18 protein-coding genes and 2 tRNA genes are annotated in these 21,031 nt (G+C 66.0%); all 20 read left to right on the plus strand.

Features of this window, described 5'->3' with window-relative positions; genetic code table 11:
* Positions 1 to 55 precede the first annotated feature (55 nt).
* The 20 genes from ACIGKL_RS12870 (at position 56) to dctP (ending at position 20,982) form a co-directional block, all read left to right on the plus strand.
* Positions 56 to 2,281: an AsmA family protein gene (locus ACIGKL_RS12870; RefSeq protein ID WP_397487029.1), complete on the plus strand. Its 2,226-nt coding sequence runs from the start codon at positions 56 to 58 to the stop codon at positions 2,279 to 2,281.
* Positions 2,278 to 3,345 (plus strand): A/G-specific adenine glycosylase, encoded by a 1,068-nt coding sequence (gene mutY, locus ACIGKL_RS12875; RefSeq protein ID WP_397487030.1) that lies wholly within the window; start codon positions 2,278 to 2,280, stop codon positions 3,343 to 3,345. The genes ACIGKL_RS12870 and mutY overlap by 4 nt, the downstream gene beginning before the upstream one ends.
* On the plus strand, positions 3,342 to 3,614 hold the full coding sequence (locus ACIGKL_RS12880; protein ID WP_196476592.1) for an oxidative damage protection protein: 273 nt from the start codon (positions 3,342 to 3,344) through the stop codon (positions 3,612 to 3,614). Before mutY ends, ACIGKL_RS12880 begins: the two co-directional genes overlap by 4 nt.
* 189 nt (positions 3,615 to 3,803) lie before the next feature.
* Positions 3,804 to 3,879 (plus strand) — tRNA-Phe (locus tag ACIGKL_RS12885).
* A gap of 120 nt (positions 3,880 to 3,999) precedes the next feature.
* Positions 4,000 to 4,995 carry a virulence RhuM family protein gene (locus tag ACIGKL_RS12890; protein WP_397487031.1) on the plus strand — a complete coding sequence of 332 codons (996 nt, stop codon included), beginning with the start codon at positions 4,000 to 4,002 and terminating at the stop codon, positions 4,993 to 4,995.
* 167 nt (positions 4,996 to 5,162) lie between these two features.
* Positions 5,163 to 7,019: a DNA methyltransferase gene (locus ACIGKL_RS12895; protein ID WP_397487032.1), complete on the plus strand. Its 1,857-nt coding sequence runs from the start codon at positions 5,163 to 5,165 to the stop codon at positions 7,017 to 7,019.
* A gap of 251 nt (positions 7,020 to 7,270) precedes the next feature.
* Entirely contained in the window at positions 7,271 to 8,077 is an 807-nt protein-coding gene (locus tag ACIGKL_RS12900; RefSeq protein WP_397487033.1) for a type IIL restriction-modification enzyme MmeI, read from the plus strand.
* 218 nt (positions 8,078 to 8,295) lie between these two features.
* Positions 8,296 to 9,069 carry an ABC transporter ATP-binding protein gene (locus ACIGKL_RS12905; RefSeq protein ID WP_397487034.1) on the plus strand — a complete coding sequence of 258 codons (774 nt, stop codon included), beginning with the start codon at positions 8,296 to 8,298 and terminating at the stop codon, positions 9,067 to 9,069.
* A 15-nt stretch (positions 9,070 to 9,084) separates the two neighbouring features.
* Positions 9,085 to 9,837 carry an ABC transporter substrate-binding protein gene (locus ACIGKL_RS12910; RefSeq protein ID WP_397487035.1) on the plus strand — a complete coding sequence of 251 codons (753 nt, stop codon included), beginning with the start codon at positions 9,085 to 9,087 and terminating at the stop codon, positions 9,835 to 9,837.
* A gap of 53 nt (positions 9,838 to 9,890) precedes the next feature.
* Positions 9,891 to 10,583 (plus strand): ABC transporter permease, encoded by a 693-nt coding sequence (locus ACIGKL_RS12915; protein ID WP_397487036.1) that lies wholly within the window; start codon positions 9,891 to 9,893, stop codon positions 10,581 to 10,583.
* Positions 10,583 to 11,272 (plus strand): ABC transporter permease, encoded by a 690-nt coding sequence (locus tag ACIGKL_RS12920; protein WP_397487037.1) that lies wholly within the window; start codon positions 10,583 to 10,585, stop codon positions 11,270 to 11,272. The genes ACIGKL_RS12915 and ACIGKL_RS12920 overlap by 1 nt, the downstream gene beginning before the upstream one ends.
* An 81-nt stretch (positions 11,273 to 11,353) precedes the next feature.
* Positions 11,354 to 12,568 (plus strand): methyltransferase, encoded by a 1,215-nt coding sequence (locus ACIGKL_RS12925; protein ID WP_397487038.1) that lies wholly within the window; start codon positions 11,354 to 11,356, stop codon positions 12,566 to 12,568.
* A 292-nt stretch (positions 12,569 to 12,860) separates the two neighbouring features.
* Positions 12,861 to 12,936, plus strand: a tRNA-Thr gene (locus ACIGKL_RS12930).
* Between the two features lie 133 nt (positions 12,937 to 13,069).
* The gene (gene rfbB / locus ACIGKL_RS12935; RefSeq protein ID WP_397487039.1) at positions 13,070 to 14,131 is read left to right on the plus strand and encodes a dTDP-glucose 4,6-dehydratase; all 1,062 of its coding nucleotides are present in this window, start codon (positions 13,070 to 13,072) and stop codon (positions 14,129 to 14,131) included.
* Between the two features lie 12 nt (positions 14,132 to 14,143).
* Positions 14,144 to 15,010, plus strand: coding sequence for a glucose-1-phosphate thymidylyltransferase RfbA (gene rfbA, locus ACIGKL_RS12940; RefSeq protein WP_397487040.1), 867 nt, complete (start codon positions 14,144 to 14,146; stop codon positions 15,008 to 15,010).
* Positions 15,011 to 15,012: 2 nt separating this feature from the next.
* Complete coding sequence (rfbC, locus tag ACIGKL_RS12945) at positions 15,013 to 15,561, plus strand: dTDP-4-dehydrorhamnose 3,5-epimerase (protein ID WP_397487041.1); 549 nt, start codon at positions 15,013 to 15,015, stop codon at positions 15,559 to 15,561.
* On the plus strand, positions 15,558 to 16,421 hold the full coding sequence (gene rfbD, locus ACIGKL_RS12950) for a dTDP-4-dehydrorhamnose reductase (protein WP_397487042.1): 864 nt from the start codon (positions 15,558 to 15,560) through the stop codon (positions 16,419 to 16,421). The genes rfbC and rfbD overlap by 4 nt, the downstream gene beginning before the upstream one ends.
* Before the next feature lie 52 nt (positions 16,422 to 16,473).
* The gene (locus ACIGKL_RS12955; RefSeq protein WP_397487043.1) at positions 16,474 to 18,288 is read left to right on the plus strand and encodes an ATP-binding protein; all 1,815 of its coding nucleotides are present in this window, start codon (positions 16,474 to 16,476) and stop codon (positions 18,286 to 18,288) included.
* Positions 18,285 to 19,670, plus strand: coding sequence for a sigma-54-dependent transcriptional regulator (locus tag ACIGKL_RS12960; protein WP_397487044.1), 1,386 nt, complete (start codon positions 18,285 to 18,287; stop codon positions 19,668 to 19,670). Before ACIGKL_RS12955 ends, ACIGKL_RS12960 begins: the two co-directional genes overlap by 4 nt.
* Positions 19,671 to 19,989: 319 nt before the next feature.
* Positions 19,990 to 20,982 (plus strand): C4-dicarboxylate TRAP substrate-binding protein DctP, encoded by a 993-nt coding sequence (gene dctP, locus ACIGKL_RS12965; RefSeq protein WP_021442155.1) that lies wholly within the window; start codon positions 19,990 to 19,992, stop codon positions 20,980 to 20,982.
* Positions 20,983 to 21,031 lie beyond the last annotated feature (49 nt).

A 21,031-nucleotide genomic window follows, 5' to 3' on the forward strand; every position in this document is an offset into this window, starting at 1 on the left:
CCCGCGCCCGGCGCGCAGGCCGCCCGCAATCCGTAATCGAAACAAGGACTCGTCCATGAAAGCGCTCGGCAAGATCCTGGGTCTCTTCCTCCTCGGGCTGCTGCTGCTCATAGTGGCGCTGCTGTTCGCCCTGACCCACCTGTTCGACCCCAACGACTACAAGGACGAGATCCGCCAGCTGGCCCGCGACAAGGCCAACCTGGAGCTGCAGCTCAACGGCGATATCGGCTGGAGCCTGTTCCCCTGGCTGGGCCTGGAGCTGACCGACGCCACCCTGGCCAGCGCCGACACCCCGGAGCAGCCGTTCGCCGACCTGCGCCTGCTCGGCCTGTCGGTGCGGGTGCTGCCGCTGCTGCGCAAGGAAGTGCAGATGAGCGATATCCGCGTCGACGGCCTCAACCTCAACCTGCAACGCGACGCCAAGGGCCGCGGCAACTGGGAAGGCATCGGCAAGCCGGCGCAGGCCAGCGCAGCGGCGCAAACGCCGAGCGAACAGCCGCCAGCCAGCGACGCCGCCAGCGAGACGACGACCGACAAGCCCGCCGGCCAGCCGATCAAGCTGGATATCGACAGCCTGACCCTGAGCAACTCGCGCATCGACTACCACGACGCGCAGCAGGACCAGCAGTTCACCCTGGAAAACATCGAGCTGAAGACCGGCGCCATCCGCGAGGGCGCAGCCATCCCGCTCAAGCTCGGCGCCTTCTTCGGCACCAACCAGCCGCTGCTGCGCGCGCGCAGCGAGCTGGAGGGCCAGCTGCGCTTCGACCGCGCGCTCAAGCGCTACCAGTTCGAAGACCTCAAGCTGGCCGGCGAAGCCTCGGGCGAGCCACTCAAGGGCAAGACGCTGAACTTCGCCGCCCAGGGGCAGCTGCTGGTCGACCTGGCGGCCAACGTCGCCGAATGGAACGGCCTGAAACTGTCCGCCAACCAGCTGCGCGCGCTCGGCGAGCTGAAACTGCGCGAGCTGGACAAGGACGCCAAGCTGGCCGGTGGCCTGTCCATCGCCCCGCTCAACCTGCGCGAATTTCTCACCGGCATCGGCGTCGAACTGCCGGCCATGCAGGACGCCGGCAGCCTCGGCCAGTTCGAGCTGGCCAGCCGCCTGAGCGGCTCGACCAAGGGCGTGATGCTGGAAGAACTCAACCTCAAGCTGGACGGCAGCACCTTCACCGGCAGCCTCGGCGTGGCCGACTTCGCCCGCCAGGCGCTGCGCGCCGACCTCAAGGGCGACAAGCTCGACCTCGACCGCTACCTGCCGCCGAAAACCCAGGACAGCGCCGGCGCCGCACGTAAGGCCGAGGTCAAGGAAAGCGTTGCCAGCGCCGGCGGCAACGGCACCACGCCGCTGCCCAAGGCGCCCACCCAGCAGGCCTGGAGCGACGAGAAGGTGCTGCCGGTGGACCAGCTGCGCAAGCTCGACCTGCAACTGGCGCTCAGCCTGGGCCAGCTCACCTACGACAAGCAGCAGTTCGCGGACGTCCGCATCAAGGCCAACGGCCGCGGCGGCCTGATCAGCCTGGAAGAGGCCCGCGGCAAGCTGCAGGGCGGCAGCTTCGTCAGTACCGGCCGCATCGACGTGCGCCAGGCCGAGCCGATGCTCAGCCTGGAGCAGCGCCTCAGCCGTATGCCGCTGGAGCCGCTGCTGAAGAAGGACGGCCAGCCCTCGCCGATCAAGGGCCTGCTCGACCTGGACGCCAAGTTCAACAGCCGCGGCAACAGCCAGAAAGCCTGGATCGAAGCGCTCAACGGCAACGCCAGCTTCGTCCTCAACGACGGCGTGCTGGTCGACGCCAACCTCGAACAGCAGCTGTGCCGCGGCATCGCCACCCTCAACCGCAAGGTGCCGAGCAACCCGCCGACCGGCAAGGACACGCCGTTCCGCGAACTCAAGGGCAGTCTCAACGTGCGTGACGGCGTCGCCCACAACCCCGATCTCAAGGCGCTGGTACCGGGCCTGGCGGTTAGCGGCAAGGGCGACCTCGACCTGCGCGTGCTCGGCCTCGACTACCAGGTCGGCATCACCCTCGAGGGCGACCAGCGCGAAATGCCCGACCCGGCCTGCCAGGTCAACGAGCGCTACGTCGGCATCGAATGGCCGCTGCGCTGCCGCGGCCCGCTGGAGCTGGGCGCCAAGGCCTGCCGCCTGGACCAGGATGGCCTCGGCAAGATCGCCGCGCGCCTGGCCGGCAACAAGCTGACCGAGAAGCTGGAAGAGAAGCTCGGCGACAAGGTCAGCCCGGATCTGAAAGACGCACTCAAGGGCCTGTTCAACCGATGAGCCCCGAGCAGTTCAACGGCGCCGTGCTGGCCTGGTACGACCAGCACGGGCGCAAGGATCTGCCCTGGCAGCAGAACATCACGCCCTACCGTGTCTGGGTGTCGGAAATCATGCTGCAGCAGACCCAGGTCAGCACCGTGCTCGGCTACTTCGACCGTTTTATGGCCGCATTACCCACGGTACGCGACCTAGCCGAAGCTCCCGAGGATGAAGTACTGCACCTGTGGACCGGCCTGGGTTACTACACCCGCGCGCGCAACCTGCAGAAGACCGCACAGATCGTCATGCGTGAGCACGGTGGCGAGTTCCCGCGCAGCGTCGAGGCGCTGGCCGAACTGCCCGGCATTGGTCGCTCCACCGCCGGCGCCATCGCCAGCCTGAGCATGGGCCTGCGTGCGCCGATCCTCGACGGCAACGTCAAGCGTGTGCTGGCGCGCTACGTGGCGCAGGAGGGCTACCCAGGCGAGCCGAAAGTGGCCAAGCAGCTGTGGGACGTGGCCGAGCGCTTCACCCCGCATGAACGCGTCAACCACTACACCCAGGCGATGATGGACCTCGGCGCCACCCTCTGCACACGAAGCAAACCCACCTGCCTGCTGTGCCCGGTGCGCAGCGGCTGCCAGGCGCATCTGCTCGGCCTGGAAATCCGCTACCCGATAGCCAAACCGCGCAAGGCACTGCCGCAGAAGCGCACGCTGATGCCGCTGCTGGTCAACGCCGCCGGCGACATACTGCTCTATCGCCGCCCGTCGACAGGCCTGTGGGGCGGGCTGTGGAGCCTGCCGGAGCTGGACGACCTCGAACAGCTCGCAGGCCTCGGCCAGCAACAGCAGCTCGAACTGGGCCAACGCCGCGAACTGGAAGGCCTGACCCACACCTTCAGCCATTTCCAGCTGGCCATCGAACCCTGGCTGGTGCAGGTGACCGAGCAGCCGAGTCGCGTGGCCGAGGCCGACTGGCTCTGGTATAACCTCGCCACCCCGCCGCGCCTGGGCCTCGCCGCCCCGGTGAAGAAGCTGCTGAAACGCGCGGCGCAAGCCATCAATGCTGGAGAACCGACATGACCCGCACCGTGCTGTGCCGCAAATACAAACAGGAACTGCCCGGCCTGGATCGCGCGCCCTACCCCGGCCCCAAGGGCGAAGACATCTTCACCAACGTTTCCAAGCAGGCCTGGGACGAGTGGCAAAAGCACCAGACCATGCTGATCAACGAACGCCGGCTGAACATGATGAACGCCGAGGACCGCAAGTTCCTGCAGACCGAGATGGACAAGTTCCTCTCTGGCGAGGAATACGCCCAGGCCGAAGGCTACGTGCCGCCGAGCGAATAAGAATGCTTGTGGGAGGGGCTTCAGCCGCGACAGCGTGCTGGTAACCCTGCATGCCAGGCACCAGGCGCTTGAGCGCGGTGCGCGCGGCGCACCCTACCCGTCGCGAACCTAAGCGCCCGAAATAATTAAATATTTTTCAAACCTGCGCTTGACACTGATCCTGCAAATCCGTCTAATAGCGCCCCGTTGGCCCAGGTAGCTCAGTTGGTAGAGCAGGGGATTGAAAATCCCCGTGTCGGCGGTTCGATTCCGTCCCTGGGCACCATGAATATTGATCAAAGGCTCACAGCGATGTGGGCCTTTTTTCTATCTGCAGAAAAAACTGGCGACCTCGCTCGCCCTGCGCCATGTTCAGCACCGTCAGCCACCAAGGACGCCCGCTGCCATGCATGATCTGATCATCTACCGCACCGACGACGGCAAAGTCACGCTGCAACTGCGCGCCAGCGACGGCACGGTATGGCTCAGCCAGCTGGAAATCGCCGAGCTGTTCGCCAGCAGCAAACAGAACGTCAGCCTGCATATCCGCAATATTCTTGCCGAAGGCGAACTAGCCGAGGCAGTTGTCAAGGAATCCTTGACAACTGCCAGCGACGGCAAGAATTACCGCACCCAGCTCTACAACCTCGACATGATCCTCGCTATCGGCTACAGGGTGCGTTCGCCGCGTGGCACGCAGTTCCGCCAGTGGGCCACCACCCACCTGCGCGAGCTGCTGGTCAAGGGCTTCGTCATGGACGATCAGCGCCTGAAGAATCCCGGTGGCTGGGACTACTTCGACGAGTTGCTGGAGCGCATCCGCGAGATCCGCGCCAGCGAGAAGCGCTTCTACCAGAAGATTCGCGATCTCTACGCCACCGCAGTGGATTACCAGAGCAGCAGCGAAGCCGCCCGCCTGTTTTTCCAGAAGGTGCAGAACAAGATGCTCTGGGCCGTTACCGGGCACACCGCCGCCGAGCTGATCAGCCAGCGTGCCAACCCCGAGTTGCCGAATATGGGCCTCACCACCTGGGAAGGCAGTCGGGTGCGCAAGAAGGACGTCACCACCGCCAAGAACTACCTGAGCAACGACGAAGTCCGCGAGCTCGACCGTATCGTGGTGATGTACCTCGACTACGCCGAAGACCAAGCCCGCCGCGGCAAGACCATGACCATGCAGGACTGGGCCAGCAAGCTCGACGCCTTCCTCAGCTTCAACGAGCGCGAGTTGCTCGACCACGCCGGCAGTATCAGCGCCAAGGTCGCCGAGCAACTGGCCCAGGAGCGTTACCAGCAGTTCGACAGCCAGCGCCGCGAAACCGAGCGACAAAACGCAGACGCCGCCGACCTGCAGAGCCTCGAACAACTGCAGCGGCAGCTACCGCGCAGGCGCCCCGAATAATCCGGGAGTGCCCCGCAGCAGCTATCGCCCATCCCGGGGCTACCACAAGCAGCCGCGATAGGCCGATAATCGCCGCGCATTGCGACCTAGACGTACTGCCAGGGCCAAAGGGAAGTGTCGCAATCGCCTACCCCCGCCAGACCCGGCAGCCCAATTTGGTGCCGTCCGTGACTCCTGAAAAATTCATTGCCACCTGGAAAAACAACTCGCTTTCCGAAAAGGGCGGTGCCCAGGCGCATTTCGAAGATCTCTGCCGGCTGCTCGGCGTCGAGCCACCACGCCAGAGCGGCGACTACTGCTACGAGCAGGGGCTGGAGAAACTGCTTGGCGGCAAGGGTTTTGCCGACGTCTGGAAACGCGGTTGCTTCGCCTGGGAAAACAAAGGCCCGGACAAGGATCTTGGCCCGGCATTGATACAGCTGAAACACTATGAAGGAGCCTTGGACAATCCACCGGTGCTGGTGGTGTGCAACCGCGAACGCATCGAACTGCACCCCCGCTTCATTGGCTATCCAGGAGCCCCACGCATCATTGCCCTGGACGATATCGGCCAACCCGACAATCTCAACGCCCTGCGCTGGCTGTTCTCCAGCGAGGACGTCCACAAGCTGCGTCCGCTCAAGTCCAATGCCGCCATCACCGCCGAGGCCGCGGGCGAATTCGCCCGCGTGGCCGAATCCATGCGCCAGCGCGGGCTGGATAGTCAGCAAGTCGCACACTTCCTGATCCAGTGCATCTTTTGCATGTACGCCGAGGACGAGGGCCTGCTGCACCAGGGCAGCAGCGACAATCCGCAAATTTTCACCAGCATCCTGAAAAGCGCTCGCGAGGATGTCGAACGCGCCGGCAAACGCATCGCCAACCTGTTCGCCGCCATGCAGAACGGCGGCGCCTACGGCAACGACGATATCGCCTGGTTCAACGGCGGCCTGTTCAAGACCATCGACATTCCCGCACTGACCGGCGACGACCTGGCCGTGCTGCGTCAGGCCGCCGAAAGCCTCGACTGGCGCGCCATCGACCCGACCATCTTCGGCACCCTGTTCGAACGCGGCCTCGACCCCAACGCCCGCGCGCCGCTGGGCGCGCACTACACCGACACCGCCACCATCGCCAAACTGATCGAGCCGCTGATCGTCGAGCCGCTGGCCGCGGAGTGGGCGGCCATTAAACCGACCCTGGAGAAAGCCCAGGGCAAGGGCGTGAAAAGCGCTCCGTACAAGGCCGCAGTGGCGGCCTACCAAGGCTATTTCGAGCGCCTGCGCAACTTTCGCGTGCTCGACCCGGCCTGTGGCTCCGGCAACTTCCTCTACCTCTCCCTGCATGCCCTGAAAGACCTGGAGCATGCCGCACAGATCGACCTGGAACTGCTCGGCTTCGGCCGCCAGATGCATGTCGAAACCGGGCCGGCCAACGTGCTCGGCCTGGAGATCAACGAGTACGCCGCCGAGCTGGCGCGGGTCACCGTATGGATCGGCGACCTGCAGTGGAGCCAGCGCAATGGCCGGCCGATTGCGCAGAACCCCATCCTGCGCTCGCTCGACAGCATCGAACACCGCGACGCGCTGATTAACGACGACGGCAGCGAGGCGCAGTGGCCGACGGCGGACGTGATCATTGGCAACCCGCCGTTTCTTGGTGATCGAAAGATGATCCGGGAACTGGGCGAACCCTATACAAAGGCCTTGCGAAAGCTCTACGACGGCCGCGTACCGGGTGGTGCCGATCTGGTCTGCTACTGGTTTCTCAAGGCTCGCCAGCAGATCCAGGCCGGCCAGACGCAACGCGCCGGGCTGGTATCCACCAACTCCATCCGTGGCGGCGCCAACCGCAAGGTACTGGATGCCATTGCCGATCAACTGGCGATCTTCAATGCCTGGAGTGATGAGTCTTGGATCAATGATGGTGCGGCGGTGAGAGTCTCGCTGGTCAGCTTCGCACCGAGCACCGAGCACCGAGCACCGAGCACCGAGCATTGGCGTGGCTCGACGGCCACCCAGTCAAGCGAATCAATGCAGATTTAACCAGCGCCGCAGAGACAGGCGAGCACTCACTGGATCTGACACAGGCTCAGAAATTATCGGAAAACGCCGAAACGTCGTTTATTGGCACGCAGAAAAATGGTCCTTTTGACCTTCCAGGCGACATTGCGCGAGCATGGTTGACGCTACCCAACCCAAATAACAAACCGAATAGTGATGTAATCCGTCGATGGGCAAATGGCCTAGACATTACTCGACGCCCCTCGGACACATGGGTAATCGACTTCGGCAAAATGTCTGAAGACGAAGCATCGCTTTATGAAAAACCGTTCGAACATGTGACTGCCAGGGTCAAACCCACTCGTGTGCATCTACGCCGAGAATGGCATCGCACCCACTGGTGGTGTTTTGGTGATCCACGCCCGGCACTCAAGCGTTCAGTGCATGGTATCGGCCGGTTTATCACAACACCGATGGTTGCCAAGCATCGGGTTTTTACCTGGCTCCCCGAGAAGCAGATTCCTGAAAACTTGTGCGTGGCGATCATTCGCGCCGACGACACCACCTTCGGTATCCTGCACTCGCGCTTCCACGAACTCTGGTCGCTCGGTCTCTGCACCTTTCTCGGCGTTGGCAATGACCCGCGCTATACGCCGAGCAGCACCTTCGAGACCTTCCCTTTTCCCGAGGGACTGACGCCAGCCGACACCCGAGGCCAACCGCAGGCCGAAGGCGAGGTGCAATTGCCGCCGGTGGCTGCCGACTATCTGCCGGCGGCGCACGCCATCGCCGCTGCCGCTCAGCGCCTGCATAGCCTGCGGGAAAACTGGCTGAACCCGGCCGAATGGGTCGAGCGCGTGCCCGAAGTGGTGGCCGGCTACCCGGAACGCATCCTGGCCAAGCCCGAATACGCCGCCGAACTGAAGAAACGCACCCTGACCAATCTCTACAACGCCCGCCCGGCCTGGCTGGACAATGCCCACAAAGCCCTAGACCTGGCCGTAGCCAAGGCCTACGGCTGGCAGGACTACAGCGCGGAGATGAGCGACGAAGAAATCCTCCGGCGCCTGCTGACGCTTAACCTGGCACGCAGCCAATAGGCTCCACACGCCACTCGGTCGGCCTCAGCGGCCGCCCGATGCCGGCAAATTGCATCTGCGCGACAACCTGCTGCAGCCAGGCGACACCCTGACCATAGAGCAAGCCATAGGCCAGCAAACGGCTTGGCGGTCACGGAAACGCTATGCTAGCTTGGCCGCCAGCCAGGATGGCCCGCTGCACGCCGGAGCGCTTTCGAAGAAGAAGAGGATCACACCCCATGGCCGAGGCGACGCCCGCGCTGGAAATCCGCAACCTGCACAAACGCTACGGCGACCTCGAAGTGCTCAAGGGCATTTCCCTGACGGCCAAAGACGGCGACGTCATCTCCATTCTCGGCTCCTCCGGCTCCGGCAAGTCCACCTTCCTGCGCTGCATCAACCTGCTGGAAAACCCGCACCAGGGGCAGATTTTCGTCGCCGGCGAGGAGCTCAAGCTCAAGGCCGCGAAGAACGGCGACCTGGTCGCCGCCGACAACAGGCAGATCAACCGCCTGCGCAGCGAGATCGGTTTCGTCTTCCAGAATTTCAATCTGTGGCCGCACATGAGCGTGCTCGACAACATCATCGAGGCGCCGCGCCGCGTGCTCGGCCAGAGCAAGGCCGAGGCAATCGAGGTGGCCGAAGCGCTGCTGGCCAAGGTCGGTATCGCCGACAAACGTCACGTTTATCCCAACCAGCTGTCCGGCGGCCAGCAGCAGCGCGCGGCCATCGCCCGCACCCTGGCCATGCAGCCGAAGGTGATACTGTTCGACGAGCCTACCTCGGCGCTCGACCCGGAGATGGTACAAGAAGTGCTTAATGTGATCCGCGCGCTTGCCGAAGAGGGTCGCACCATGCTGCTGGTCACCCACGAGATGGGCTTCGCCCGCCAGGTCTCCAGCGAGGTGGTGTTCCTCCACCAGGGCCTGGTCGAAGAACAGGGGCCACCGGCCCAGGTATTTGACAACCCGCTTTCGGCACGCTGTAAACAATTCATGTCCAGCAATCGCTAACACGGAGCAACATGCATGCAGAACTATAAGAAGATCCTGCTGGCCGCGGCCGCCACCCTGGCCTTCGGCACCAGCGCTGTCGCCGCCGACAAGCTGAAACTCGGTACCGAAGGCGCCTACCCACCCTTCAACCTGATCGACGCCAGCGGCAAGGTCACCGGCTTCGACGTGGAAATCGGCCAGGCGCTGTGCGCCAAGATGCAGGCCGAGTGCGAGGTGGTCACCTCCGACTGGGATGGCATCATCCCGGCGCTGAACGCCAAGAAGTTCGACTTCCTGATCGCCTCGATGTCGATCACCGAGGAGCGCAAGGCGGCGGTGGACTTCACCGAGCCCTACTACACCAACAAGCTGCAGTTCATCGCGCCCAAGTCGGCCGACTTCAAGACCGACGAAGCCAGCCTCAAGGGCAAGGTGATCGGCGCCCAGCGCGCCACCATCGCCGGCACCTGGCTGGAGGACAACCTGGACAAGGTGGTCGACATCAAGCTCTACGACACCCAGGAGAACGCCTACCTCGACCTGGCTTCCGGCCGTCTCGACGGCGTGCTGGCCGACACCTTCGTCAACTGGGAATGGCTCAAGAGCGACGCCGGCAAGGACTTCGAGTTCAAGGGCGACCCGGTGTTCGACAACGACAAGATCGGCATCGCCGTGCGCAAGGGCGACCCGCTGCGCGAGAAGCTGAACACTGCGCTGCAGGCCATCATCGAAGACGGTACCTACAAGCAGATCAACGACAAGTACTTCCCGTTCAGCATCTACTGATGACCTGACGGCTCTGCGCCGCCAGCAGGCGGCGCAGCGGCCCGAGCCCTCCGATGATTTTCGACCTCCACGGATTCGGCCCCGCCCTGGCCGCCGGCACCCTGATGACCATCCAACTGGCGCTCTCCGCGCTGGCGGTGGGCCTGGTGCTCGGCCTGCTCGGCGCGCTGGCCAAGACTTCGCCGTACAAGCCGCTGCAGTGGCTCGGCGGCAGCTATTCGACCATCGTGCGCGGCGTGCCCGAACTGCTCTGGGTGCTGCTGATCTACTTCGGCACGGTCAACCTGATGCGCACCCTGGCCGACCTGCTCGGTGTCGAGAGCCTCGAACTCTCCGCCTTCGCCGCCGGCACCATCGCCCTCGGCCTGTGCTTCGGCGCCTACGCCACCGAGGTGTTCCGCGGCGCCATCCTGGCCATTCCCAAGGGCCACCGCGAAGCGGGCCTGGCCCTCGGCATGTCCAAGGGACGCATCCTCTGGAAGCTGATCCTGCCGCAGATGTGGCGCATCGCCCTGCCCGGCCTGGGCAATCTGTTCATGATCCTGATGAAGGACACCGCGCTGGTCTCGGTGATCGGCCTGGAAGAGATCATGCGCCGCTCGCAGATCGCCGTGACCGCCAGCAAAGAGCCCTTCACCTTCTATATGGTCGCCGCCTTCATCTACCTGGGCCTGACCATTCTCGCCATGATCGGCCTGCATTTCCTCGAGAAGCGCGCCAGTCGCGGCTTCGTCCGGAGCGCCTGATGAACTGGGAAGTCATCCTCAAGTGGCTGCCACGCCTGTCCGAAGGCGCGCTGCTGACCCTGGAGCTGGTGGCCATCGCCGTGGTCGCCGGTCTGATCCTCGCCCTGCCCATGGGCATCGCTCGCGCCTCCAAGCACTGGTACGTGCGCGCTCTGCCCTACGGCTACATCTTCTTCTTCCGCGGCACGCCGCTGCTGGTGCAGCTGTTTCTGGTCTACTACGGCCTGGCGCAGTTCGACGCCGTGCGCCAGGGCCCGCTCTGGCCCTACCTGCGCGACCCCTACTGGTGCGCGATCATCACCATGACCCTGCACACCGCCGCCTATATCGCCGAGATACTGCGCGGCGCCATCCAGGCGGTGCCGCCGGGCGAGGTGGAGGCCGCGCGCGCGCTGGGCATGTCGCGGGCCAAGACCCTGTTCTACATCGTCCTGCCACGCGCCGCGCGCATCGGCCTGCCGGCCTACAGCAACGAGGTGATCCTGATGCTCAAGGCCAGCGCCCTGGCCAGCACCGTGACCCTGCTGGAGCTGACCGGCATGGCACGCACCATCATCGCCCGCACCTACCTGCCGGTGGAGATCTTCTTCGCCGCCGGGCTGTTCTACCTGGCCATCGCCTTCGTCCTGGTACGCGCTTTCCGCCTGCTGGAACGCTGGCTGCGCGTCGACGCCTGCCAGGGCCGCTGAGCAGCGCCGGGCCGTCGCCCCTCGACGGCCCGCCGCGCAAAACCTAGAATCCGCGGCTCCCGGTTCCGCCCGCCGCGCACCATGACCGAGCCCATCCTCTCCACCGAGCAGCTGCTCGCCCGCTTCCAGGCGCTGGACGTCTTTCTCGTCCGTCACCAGGCGCTGTGGCGGCCCAAGCCCTTCGTCCAGCTGCAACTGCCCTGGGAGCGCGAACTGCCGCAACTGGCCGCCTGGCTGCGCACGCGCACGCTGCAGCAGGCCGAAGCCAGCCACGGCAGGCCCTGGGAGCTGGACGCACCGGCGCCCTTCGCCGCACTGGCGGCCCAGGCCAAGGCGCTCGCCGCATTGGGCGAGCTGCCGCAGACGCCAGTCGACGCGCGCCCGGCCCGCCTTGGCGTCGACGTGCCCGGACGCAAGCTGGAGCAGATCCAGGCCTTCGCCAGCCGCCTGCAGTTCGCCACGCTGGCCAGCCACTGGCTCGACTGGTGCGCAGGCAAGGGCCACCTCGGCCGCTGGCTGGCGCATGAGGGCCAGCGTCTGACCTGCCTGGAATACGACCCCGCACTGGTGGCGTCCGGCGCCGCCCTGAGTCACCGCCAGGGCCTGGATGCCCGCCACCTGCAACAGGATGTGCTCGCGGCAAACTGCAGCGAGCGCGTGCTGGCGGAACATACGCCGGTGGCCCTGCACGCCTGCGGCGACCTGCACGTGCGCCTGCTGCAACTGGCCAGCGCGCGTGGCTGCCGACAGCTGGCGCTGGCGCCCTGCTGCTACAACCGCATCGCCACGCCGCACTACCAGCCGCTGTCCACGACTGCCCAGGCCTCGCCCCTGCAATTGTCGCGCGACGACCTCGGTCTGCCGCTGAGCGAAACCGTCACCGCCGGCGCCCGCGTGCGCCGCCAGCGCGACCAGTCAATGGCCTGGCGCCTGGCCTTCGACCTGCTGCAGCGCCAGTTGCGCGGCGTCGATCAATACCTGCCCACCCCGCCGCTGGCCGCCGACTGGCTGGCCAAGCCCTTCTCCAGCTTCTGCCGCGATCTCGCCGCCCTGCGCGGCGTGCCAGCACCCGGCGAGCAGGACTGGGCCGAACTGCAAGCCCGCGGCTGGCAGCGCCTGGCCGAGGTACGCAACCTGGAGCTGCTGCGCAACCTGTTCCGCCGCCCGCTGGAGCTATGGCTGTTGCTCGACCGCGCCCTGTATCTGCAGGAGCAGGGCTACGCGGTGAGATTGGGCAGCTTCTGCGACTACCGGCTGAGCCCGCGCAACCTGCTGCTGCTGGCCGAGCGTACCTGAGTTGCTCACAGAAGCTGTGGATAACTCTGTTGATGCTTTCTGGGCAAATGCCGCAAGCGCCCTGCCGAATGGCCCCGGAAACGACTGATCATTTATTGATCAGTATTTTTAGCCCAGTAAAAACAATAACTTGCATAAATCCGTGACGCACCGCACAGAGACCGTGCACGAGCGTATCAAGTGCATCGCCATTGTGCATAAGCGAAACCCTGCTGATAGCCGAGCCCGCAACCAAGCGCCCCGCACAAGCTTTACTCGCCCTGGCGAATGGATATAATGGCGGCCCTTCTGCGCCGGTATAGCTCAGCTGGTAGAGCAACTGACTTGTAATCAGTAGGTCCCGGGTTCGACTCCTGGTGCCGGCACCACTTAGTATCCTAGGCCTGCATCGATGCAGGCCTTTTTCATTTTTGCAGCGACCAATCTTCTGTAGCTTGCTCGTTACGTTTCCTGGTTCCGCAAGCTCTTATAGCGAAGGCTGTATAACTAGAGGACGAGTACATGCGCATCCTGATCACCGGCGGCGCCGGCTTTATCGGCTCGGCTCTGATCCGTCATCTGTTGCAGCACACCGAGCACCAGGTGCTCAATCTCGACAAGCTGACCTATGCCGGCAACCTGGAGTCGCTCGCCGAAGTGGCCGCCAGCCCGCGCTACCGCTTCGTCCAGGCCGATATCGCCGACAGCGAGCAGGTGGCGCAGACCCTGGCCGAATTTCAGCCGGACGCGATCATGCACCTGGCCGCCGAATCCCACGTCGACCGCTCCATCGACGGCCCCGCCGCCTTTATCCAGACCAATATCGTCGGCACCTACGCCCTGCTGGAAAGCACCCGCGCCTACTGGCTCGGCCTGAGCGAGGAACGCAAGGCGGCGTTTCGCTTCCACCATATTTCCACCGACGAGGTGTACGGCGACCTGCATGGTGTCGATGACCTCTTCACCGAAACCACTCCCTACGCGCCCAGCTCGCCTTATTCGGCGAGCAAGGCGGCGTCCGATCACCTGGTGCGCGCCTGGCAGCGCACCTACGGCCTGCCGGTGCTGCTCACCAACTGCTCGAACAACTACGGCCCCTACCATTTCCCCGAGAAGCTGATCCCGCTGATGATCCTCAATGCCCTGGCGGGCAAGCCGCTGCCGGTGTACGGCAACGGTCAGCAGGTGCGCGACTGGCTCTATGTCGAAGACCACGCCCGCGCCCTGCTCAAGGTGGTGACGGAAGGCCAGGTCGGCGAGACCTACAACATCGGCGGCCACAACGAACAGAAGAACCTCGAGGTGGTGCAGGCCATCTGCGCCCTGCTGGAAGAACTGGCCCCCAGCAAGCCGGCCGGCGTGGCGCACTACGCCGAGCTGATCACCTATGTGCAGGATCGGCCTGGGCACGATCTGCGCTACGCCATCGACGCCGGCAAGATCCAGCGCGAACTGGGCTGGGTGCCGCAGGAGACCTTCGAGTCCGGCCTGCGCAAGACCGTGCAGTGGTACCTGGCCAACCTCGACTGGTGCCGCCGCGTGCAGGATGGCAGCTATCAGGGACAACGACTCGGCACCTTCTAAGGAGCAATACCCATGAAAGGCATCATCCTCGCCGGCGGTTCCGGCACCCGGCTGCACCCCATCACCCTCGGCGTGTCCAAGCAGCTGCTGCCGATCTACGACAAGCCGATGATCTACTACCCGCTGTCGGTGCTGATGCTCGCCGGCATCCGCGAGATCCTGATCATCTCCACCCCGGAAGACCTGCCCAACTTCCAGAAGATGCTCGGCGACGGCAGCCCGTTCGGCGTCCGCCTGCAGTATGCCGAGCAGCCCTCGCCGGACGGCCTGGCCCAGGCCTTCCTGATCGGCGAAGCCTTTATCGGCAACGATTCGGTGTGCCTGATCCTCGGCGACAACATCTTCCACGGCCAGCACTTCACCGAGATGCTGCTGCGCGCCGCCAGCCATGACAGCGGCGCCACGGTGTTCGGCTACTGGGTCAGCGACCCCGAGCGCTTCGGCGTGGTGGAGTTCGACGCCGCCGGCAACGCCCTGTCGATCGAGGAGAAGCCGAGCCAGCCGAAGTCCAGCTACGCGGTCACCGGCCTGTACTTCTACGACAACGACGTGGTGCGCATCGCCAAGGCGGTCAAGCCCTCGCCGCGCGGCGAACTGGAGATCACCGACGTCAACAATGCCTACCTGGCTCGCGGCGACCTGCGCGTGGAGCGCTTCGGCCGCGGCTTCGCCTGGCTCGACACCGGTACCCACGACAGCCTGCTGGACGCCTCGCAGTACGTGCAGACCATCGAGCACCGCCAGGGCCTGAAGGTCGCCTGCCTCGAGGAGATCGCCTACCAGCACGGCTGGATCGACCGCGAGCAGCTGCTCGCGCGCGCCAAGGCGTTCGGCAAGACCGGCTACGGCCAGTACCTGTACCAGCTGGCGGAGGAATGAGCATGCGCGTGATCCAGACCCGCCTGCCCGAGGTGCTGATCCTCGAACCCCAGGTGTTCGGCGACGAACGCGGCTTCTTCTACGAGAGCTTCAATGCCCGGCGTTTCGCCGAGGCCACCGGGGTGAACCGTGACTTCGTCCAGGACAACCACTCGCGCTCGGCGCGCGGCGTGCTGCGCGGCCTGCACTATCAGCTGCAGCAAGCCCAGGGCAAGCTGGTGCGGGTCAGCGCCGGCGAGGTCTACGATGTCGCCGTCGATATCCGCCGCAGCTCGGCGACCTTCGGCCAGTGGGTCGGCGTGCACCTGTCGGCCGAGAACAAGCGCCAGCTGTGGGTGCCGGAAGGTTTCGCCCACGGTTTCCTGGTGCTCAGCGAATACGCCGAGTTCCTCTACAAGACCACCGATTACTACGCCCCGGCCCATGAGCGCTGCATTCGCTGGGACGATGCCAGCCTGGCCATCGACTGGCCGCTGGATGGCCTGACGCCGCAACTGTCGGCCAAGGACCAGCAGGGCCTGAGCCTGCAGGACGCCGAGACCTTCCCATGAAGATCCTTATCAGCGGCCACACCGGCCAGGTCGCCCGCGAGCTGCAGCGCACCCTCGCCGGCCACAAGCTGCTCAGCCTGGGCCGTCAGCATTTCGACCTGGCGCGCCCGGCCAGCCTGCGCGAGACCATCCTGCGCGAACGTCCACAGCTGCTGATCAACGCCGCCGCCCATACCGCGGTGGATCAGGCCGAGCAGGAGCGCGAGCTGGCCTTCGCCATCAATGCCGAGGCGCCTGGGGTCATGGCGCAGACCTGCGCCGAGCTGGGTATCCCGCTGATTCACTACTCGACCGACTACGTGTTCGACGGCAGCAAAGGTGCGCCTTACGTCGAGAGCGACGCACCCAACCCGCTGGGCGTCTACGGCGCCAGCAAGCTGGCCGGCGAACGGGCGGTGGCGGCCAGCGGCTGCGACCACCTGATCCTGCGCACCAGCTGGGTCTATTCCCGCCACGGGCGCAACTTCCTGCTGACCATGCAGCGCCTGCTGCAGGAGCGCGAGCAGCTAAGGGTGGTCGCCGACCAGATCGGCGCGCCGACCTGGGCCGGCAGCATCGCCGCCGCCAGCGCCGAGCTGATAGTGGCCTGGCAGGCGGGCAACCGCCACTGGGGCACCTATCACCTGAGCTGCCAGGGCGAGACCAGCTGGTTCGGCTTCGCCCAGGCCATCGGCGAACGCCTGCGCGCCGCCGGCAAGCCCTGCGCCGAGCTGCTGCCGATTCCGTCGAGCGACTACCCGACGCCGGCGCGCCGGCCGCTCAACTCGCGACTGGACGGCGCCAAGCTGGCGCGCGACTGGCAGGTGCGCCTGCCCGACTGGCAGGCGGCGCTGGACGCCTGCCTGCAGCGCATGAACTGAAGGCTCCCGGCGGAACGTGCATAATGCGCCGATCATCCCGGCGCAGTTTTCCATGAGCACGACCCCCACCACTCCTCGCCGCCCGCGCTGGCGCAGCCTGCTGCTGCTGGCGCTGCTGCTCGCGCCGCTGCTGTGGCCGGTGCATTACCTGGCCGAGCGCTACTACCGCGGCGTGCTGATCGAGCAGAACCGGCAGACCCTCGACCTCTATGTCGCCAACCTGCTCGGCACCCTGCGTCGCTACGAGGTGCTGCCGCAGATCCTCGGCGACCTGCCCGGCCTGCGCGCCGCCCTGCACGCCCCCGACGACCCCGCCGCGCTGGACGGTGCCAACCGCCTGCTGGCGCGGGTGCGCGAGCAGACCGGTGCCGATGTGATCTACCTGATGAACCCGCGCGGCGTCACCCTGGCCGCCTCCAACTGGGACAAGCCGGACAGCTTCGTCGCCGGCAACTTCGCCTTCCGCCCCTACTTCCGCGAGGCACTGGCCGGCCGCCTGGGGCGTTTCTTCGGCCTCGGCACCACCTCTGGCAAGCGCGGTTACTACTTCGCCTACGCGGTGCGTGAGGAGGGGCACAACATCGGCGCACTGGTGGTCAAGGTCGACCTCGACCACACCGAAACCCTGTGGGGCAACACCCCGGAACAGCTGCTGGTGACCGACACCAACGGCGTGGTGATCCTCACCTCGCGCCCGGACTGGCGCTTCCACGCCAGCCGCCCGCTGGACCGGGTCGAGCAGGCCGCCATCGCCGCCAACCAGCCCTACCCGACCCAAGCGCCGCCGGCGCTGAACCTCGACCCCGGCACCTGGCTGACGCAGAGCCGCGCGCTGGAGGAAACCGGCTGGACGGTGAGCATCCTCGCCCCGCGCCTCCTCCTCGATCGCCCGGTGCGCAGCGCCGTGGCGGTCGGTGCCGCGGCGCTGCTGGCGCTGCTGCTGCTGCTCGGCCTGCTGATGCAGCGCCGTCGCCACTACCTCGAACGCATCGCCCTGGACAGCCGCGCCAAGGCCGAACTGGAGCAGCGCGTGGCCGAGCGCACCCAGGACCTGGAGTTGCTCAACAGCCGCCTCAAGCAGGAGGTGCTGGAACGCGAACAGGCCCAGCAGGAACTGGTGCGCGCCCAGGACGAGCTGGTCCAGGCCGGCAAGCTGTCGGCCCTCGGCACCATGAGTGCGAGCATCAGCCACGAGCTCAACCAGCCGCTGGCGGCGATCCGCAGCTACGCCGAGAACGCCGCCACCCTGCTCGACCACCAGCGCGGCGAGGACGCCCGCGCCAACCTCAAGCTGATCAGCGAATTGACCGAGCGCATGGCCTCGATCATCGCCCACCTGCGCGCCTTCGCCCGCCGCGACCACCACGCCCCGGAGCGGGTGGCCCTGCAGCCGGCGCTGGACGATGCCCTGGCGCTGCTGGCCAAGCGTCGCCGGGCCATGGACGTGGAGCTGATCCGCGACCTGCCGGACGCCACTCTGTGGGTCCAGGCCGGCGAGACGCGCCTGCGCCAGGTGCTCGGCAACCTGCTCGGCAACGCCCTCGACGCCCTCGCCGGCAAGGCGCCGCCGCGGCGCATCTGGATCAGCGCCAGGCAGCAGGACGACCAGCTCGAACTGCTGTTGCGCGACAATGGCCCGGGCTTCTCCGCCGAATCCCTGGCCCGCGCCCGCGAGCCCTTCTTCACCACCAAGACCAGCGCCCAGGGCCTGGGGCTGGGCCTGGCCATCTGCGACAGCCTGATGCGCGCCCTGGGCGGCGAGCTGTTGCTGGCCAACCACCCGGACGGCGGCGCGCAGATCACCCTGCGCCTGCGTCTGGCCAGCCCCGGCGTCAACCTGCAACCCCCGGAGGATCCCTCGCCATGACCAGCGACAGCGCCATCGACAGCCGCATCCAGGTCCTGCTGATCGACGACGACGCCCACCTGCGTCAGGCGCTCAGCCAGACCCTCGACCTGGCCGGGCTCAAGGTGCTCAGCCTGGGCGACGCCCAGGGCCTGGCCGCGCGCATTCCGTCCGGCTGGCCGGGGGTGGTGGTCAGCGATATCCGCATGCCCGGCATCGACGGCCTCGAGTTGCTCGAACAGCTGCGCGAGCGCGACGCCGAGCTGCCGGTGCTGCTGATCACCGGCCACGGCGACGTGCCGCTGGCGGTGCAGGCGATGCGCGCCGGCGCCTACGATTTCCTGGAAAAGCCCTTCGCCAACGACGACCTGCTCGATAGCGTGCGCCGCGCCCTCGACCTGCGCCGCCTGGTGCTGGACAACCGCAGCCTGCGCCTGGCCCTGGCCGATCGCCAGCAGCTGGCCGCACGCCTGGTCGGCCAGTCGCCGGCGATGCAGCGCCTGCGCGAGCAGATCGGCGCCCTGGCCGGGATCGCCACCGACGTGCTGATCCTCGGTGAAACCGGCGCCGGCAAGGAGGTGGTGGCGCGCGCCCTGCACGACCTGTCCAGCCGCCGCGACGGCCCCTTCGTCGCCATCAACGCCGGCGCCCTGGCCGAGTCGGTGGTGGAAAGCGAGCTGTTCGGCCACGAGGCCGGCGCCTTCACCGGCGCGCAGAAACGTCGCATCGGCAAGTTCGAGTTCGCCAATGGCGGCACCCTGTTTCTCGACGAGATCGAGAGCATGAGCCTGGACGTGCAGGTCAAGCTGCTGCGCCTGCTGCAGGAACGGGTGGTCGAGCGCCTCGGCGGCAACCAGCTGATCCCGCTGGACATCCGGGTGATCGCCGCGACCAAGGAAGACCTGCGCCAGGCCGCCGATGCCGGGCGCTTCCGCGCCGACCTGTACTACCGGCTGAACGTCGCGCCGCTGTCCATCCCGCCGCTGCGCGAGCGCGGCGAGGATGCCCTGCTGCTGTTCCAGCACTTCGCCGAAGGCGCCGCCGCGCGTCACGGCCTGCCGTCCCGCGAACTGCAGCCGGGACAGCGCGCCCTGCTGCTGCGCCACCCCTGGCCGGGCAACGTGCGCGAGCTGCAGAACGCCGCCGAGCGCTTCGCCCTCGGCCTGGAGCTGGCGCTGGACAGCAACGCGCCGAACCTGCCGCCGGTCAGCGGCGGCCTCGGTGAACAGGTCGAAGCCTTCGAGCGGGCGCTGATCGCCGCCGAACTCAGCCGCCCGCACGGCTCGCTGCGCAGCCTGGCCGAGGCCCTCGGCCTGCCGCGCAAGACCCTGCACGACAAATTACGCAAGCACGGCCTGCATTTCTCCGGCGCTGGCGGAAGCTCGCCAGAGGACTTCGACTGACTGGCGAGAAACCGCCAACGCCAGCCTCGCCCACCGCCATTTGCAGCCGCCGGCCGCCGGCGCCGGCCGCTCACGCAACGCCAGACAGGCCCCTGACCACGGGCCCTGGCGCCTTCCCCCCGACTTACCGCGCGATCGCCTACGGCAGCCTGGCACAAGGGTTGCTCTAGGCAATGCCCAAGCGAACCCACAAGTACAAGTCCAGGCCTCGCTGCCCTCAGCCGGCGTTTTCCCCCAAGCCGCCTAGACTTGCTCTTGTCCGTTCGTCAGCAGCGCCCCTGGCGCCAATGCGATAAACACAACAAGAGGAAGCATCCGCATGTTCAAACTGACTGCCAAGGCACTGGCTTGCGCCCTGTCCCTGTCCATCGCCGGCATGGCCCAGGCCGCCGACCCCATTGTCATCAAGTTCTCCCACGTGGTTGCCGAGCACACCCCGAAAGGTCAGGGTGCGCTGCTGTTCAAGCAACTGGCCGAAGAGCGCCTGGGCGACAAGGTGCGCGTGGAGGTCTACCCGAACTCCTCGCTGTTCGGCGACGGCAAGGAAATGGAAGCGCTGCTGCTCGGCGACGTGCAGATCATCGCCCCGTCGCTGGCCAAGTTCGAGCACTACACCAAGCAGATCCAGATCTTCGACCTGCCGTTCCTGTTCGACGACATGGCCGCGGTCGACCGCTTCCAGAAGGGCCCGGAAGGCCAGAAGCTGCTGACCTCCATGACCGACAAGGGCATCACCGGCCTGGGCTACTGGCACAACGGCCTCAAGCAGCTGTCGGCCAACAAGGCGCTGCTCGAGCCCAAGGATGCCCGCGGCCTGAAGTTCCGCGTACAGGCTTCCGCGGTGCTGGAAGAGCAGTTCAAGGCGGTGCGCGCCAACCCGCGCAAGATGAGCTTCGCCGAGGTCTATCAGGGCCTGCAGACCGGCGTGGTCAACGGTGCCGAGAACCCCTACTCGAACATCTACAGCCAGAAGATGCACGAGGTGCAGAAGTTCATCACCGAGTCCAACCACGGCCTGCTCGACTACATGGTGATCACCAACACCAAGTTCTGGGACGGTCTGCCGGCGGACGTGCGTGACGAGCTGAGCAAGATCATGGCCGAGGTCACCGTCGAGGTGAACAAGCAGGCCGACGCCCTCAACGAAGGCGACAAGCAGCGCATCCTCGAGGCCGGCACCACCGAAATCCTCACCCTGACCCCGGAGCAGCGTGCCCTGTGGCGCGACGCCATGCAGCCGGTGTGGAAGAAGTTCGAAGGCGAGATCGGTGCCGACCTGATCAAAGCCGCTCAGGCCGCCAACCAGCAGTAAGAGTCTGTTTGCGATCTAGCGAGCTAGAGCCATGCAAGGCAAAAACAGG

Origin of the sequence: Pseudomonas sp. NPDC077186, from assembly GCF_044543505.1 — a bacterium.
GTDB lineage: Bacteria > Pseudomonadota > Gammaproteobacteria > Pseudomonadales > Pseudomonadaceae > Aquipseudomonas.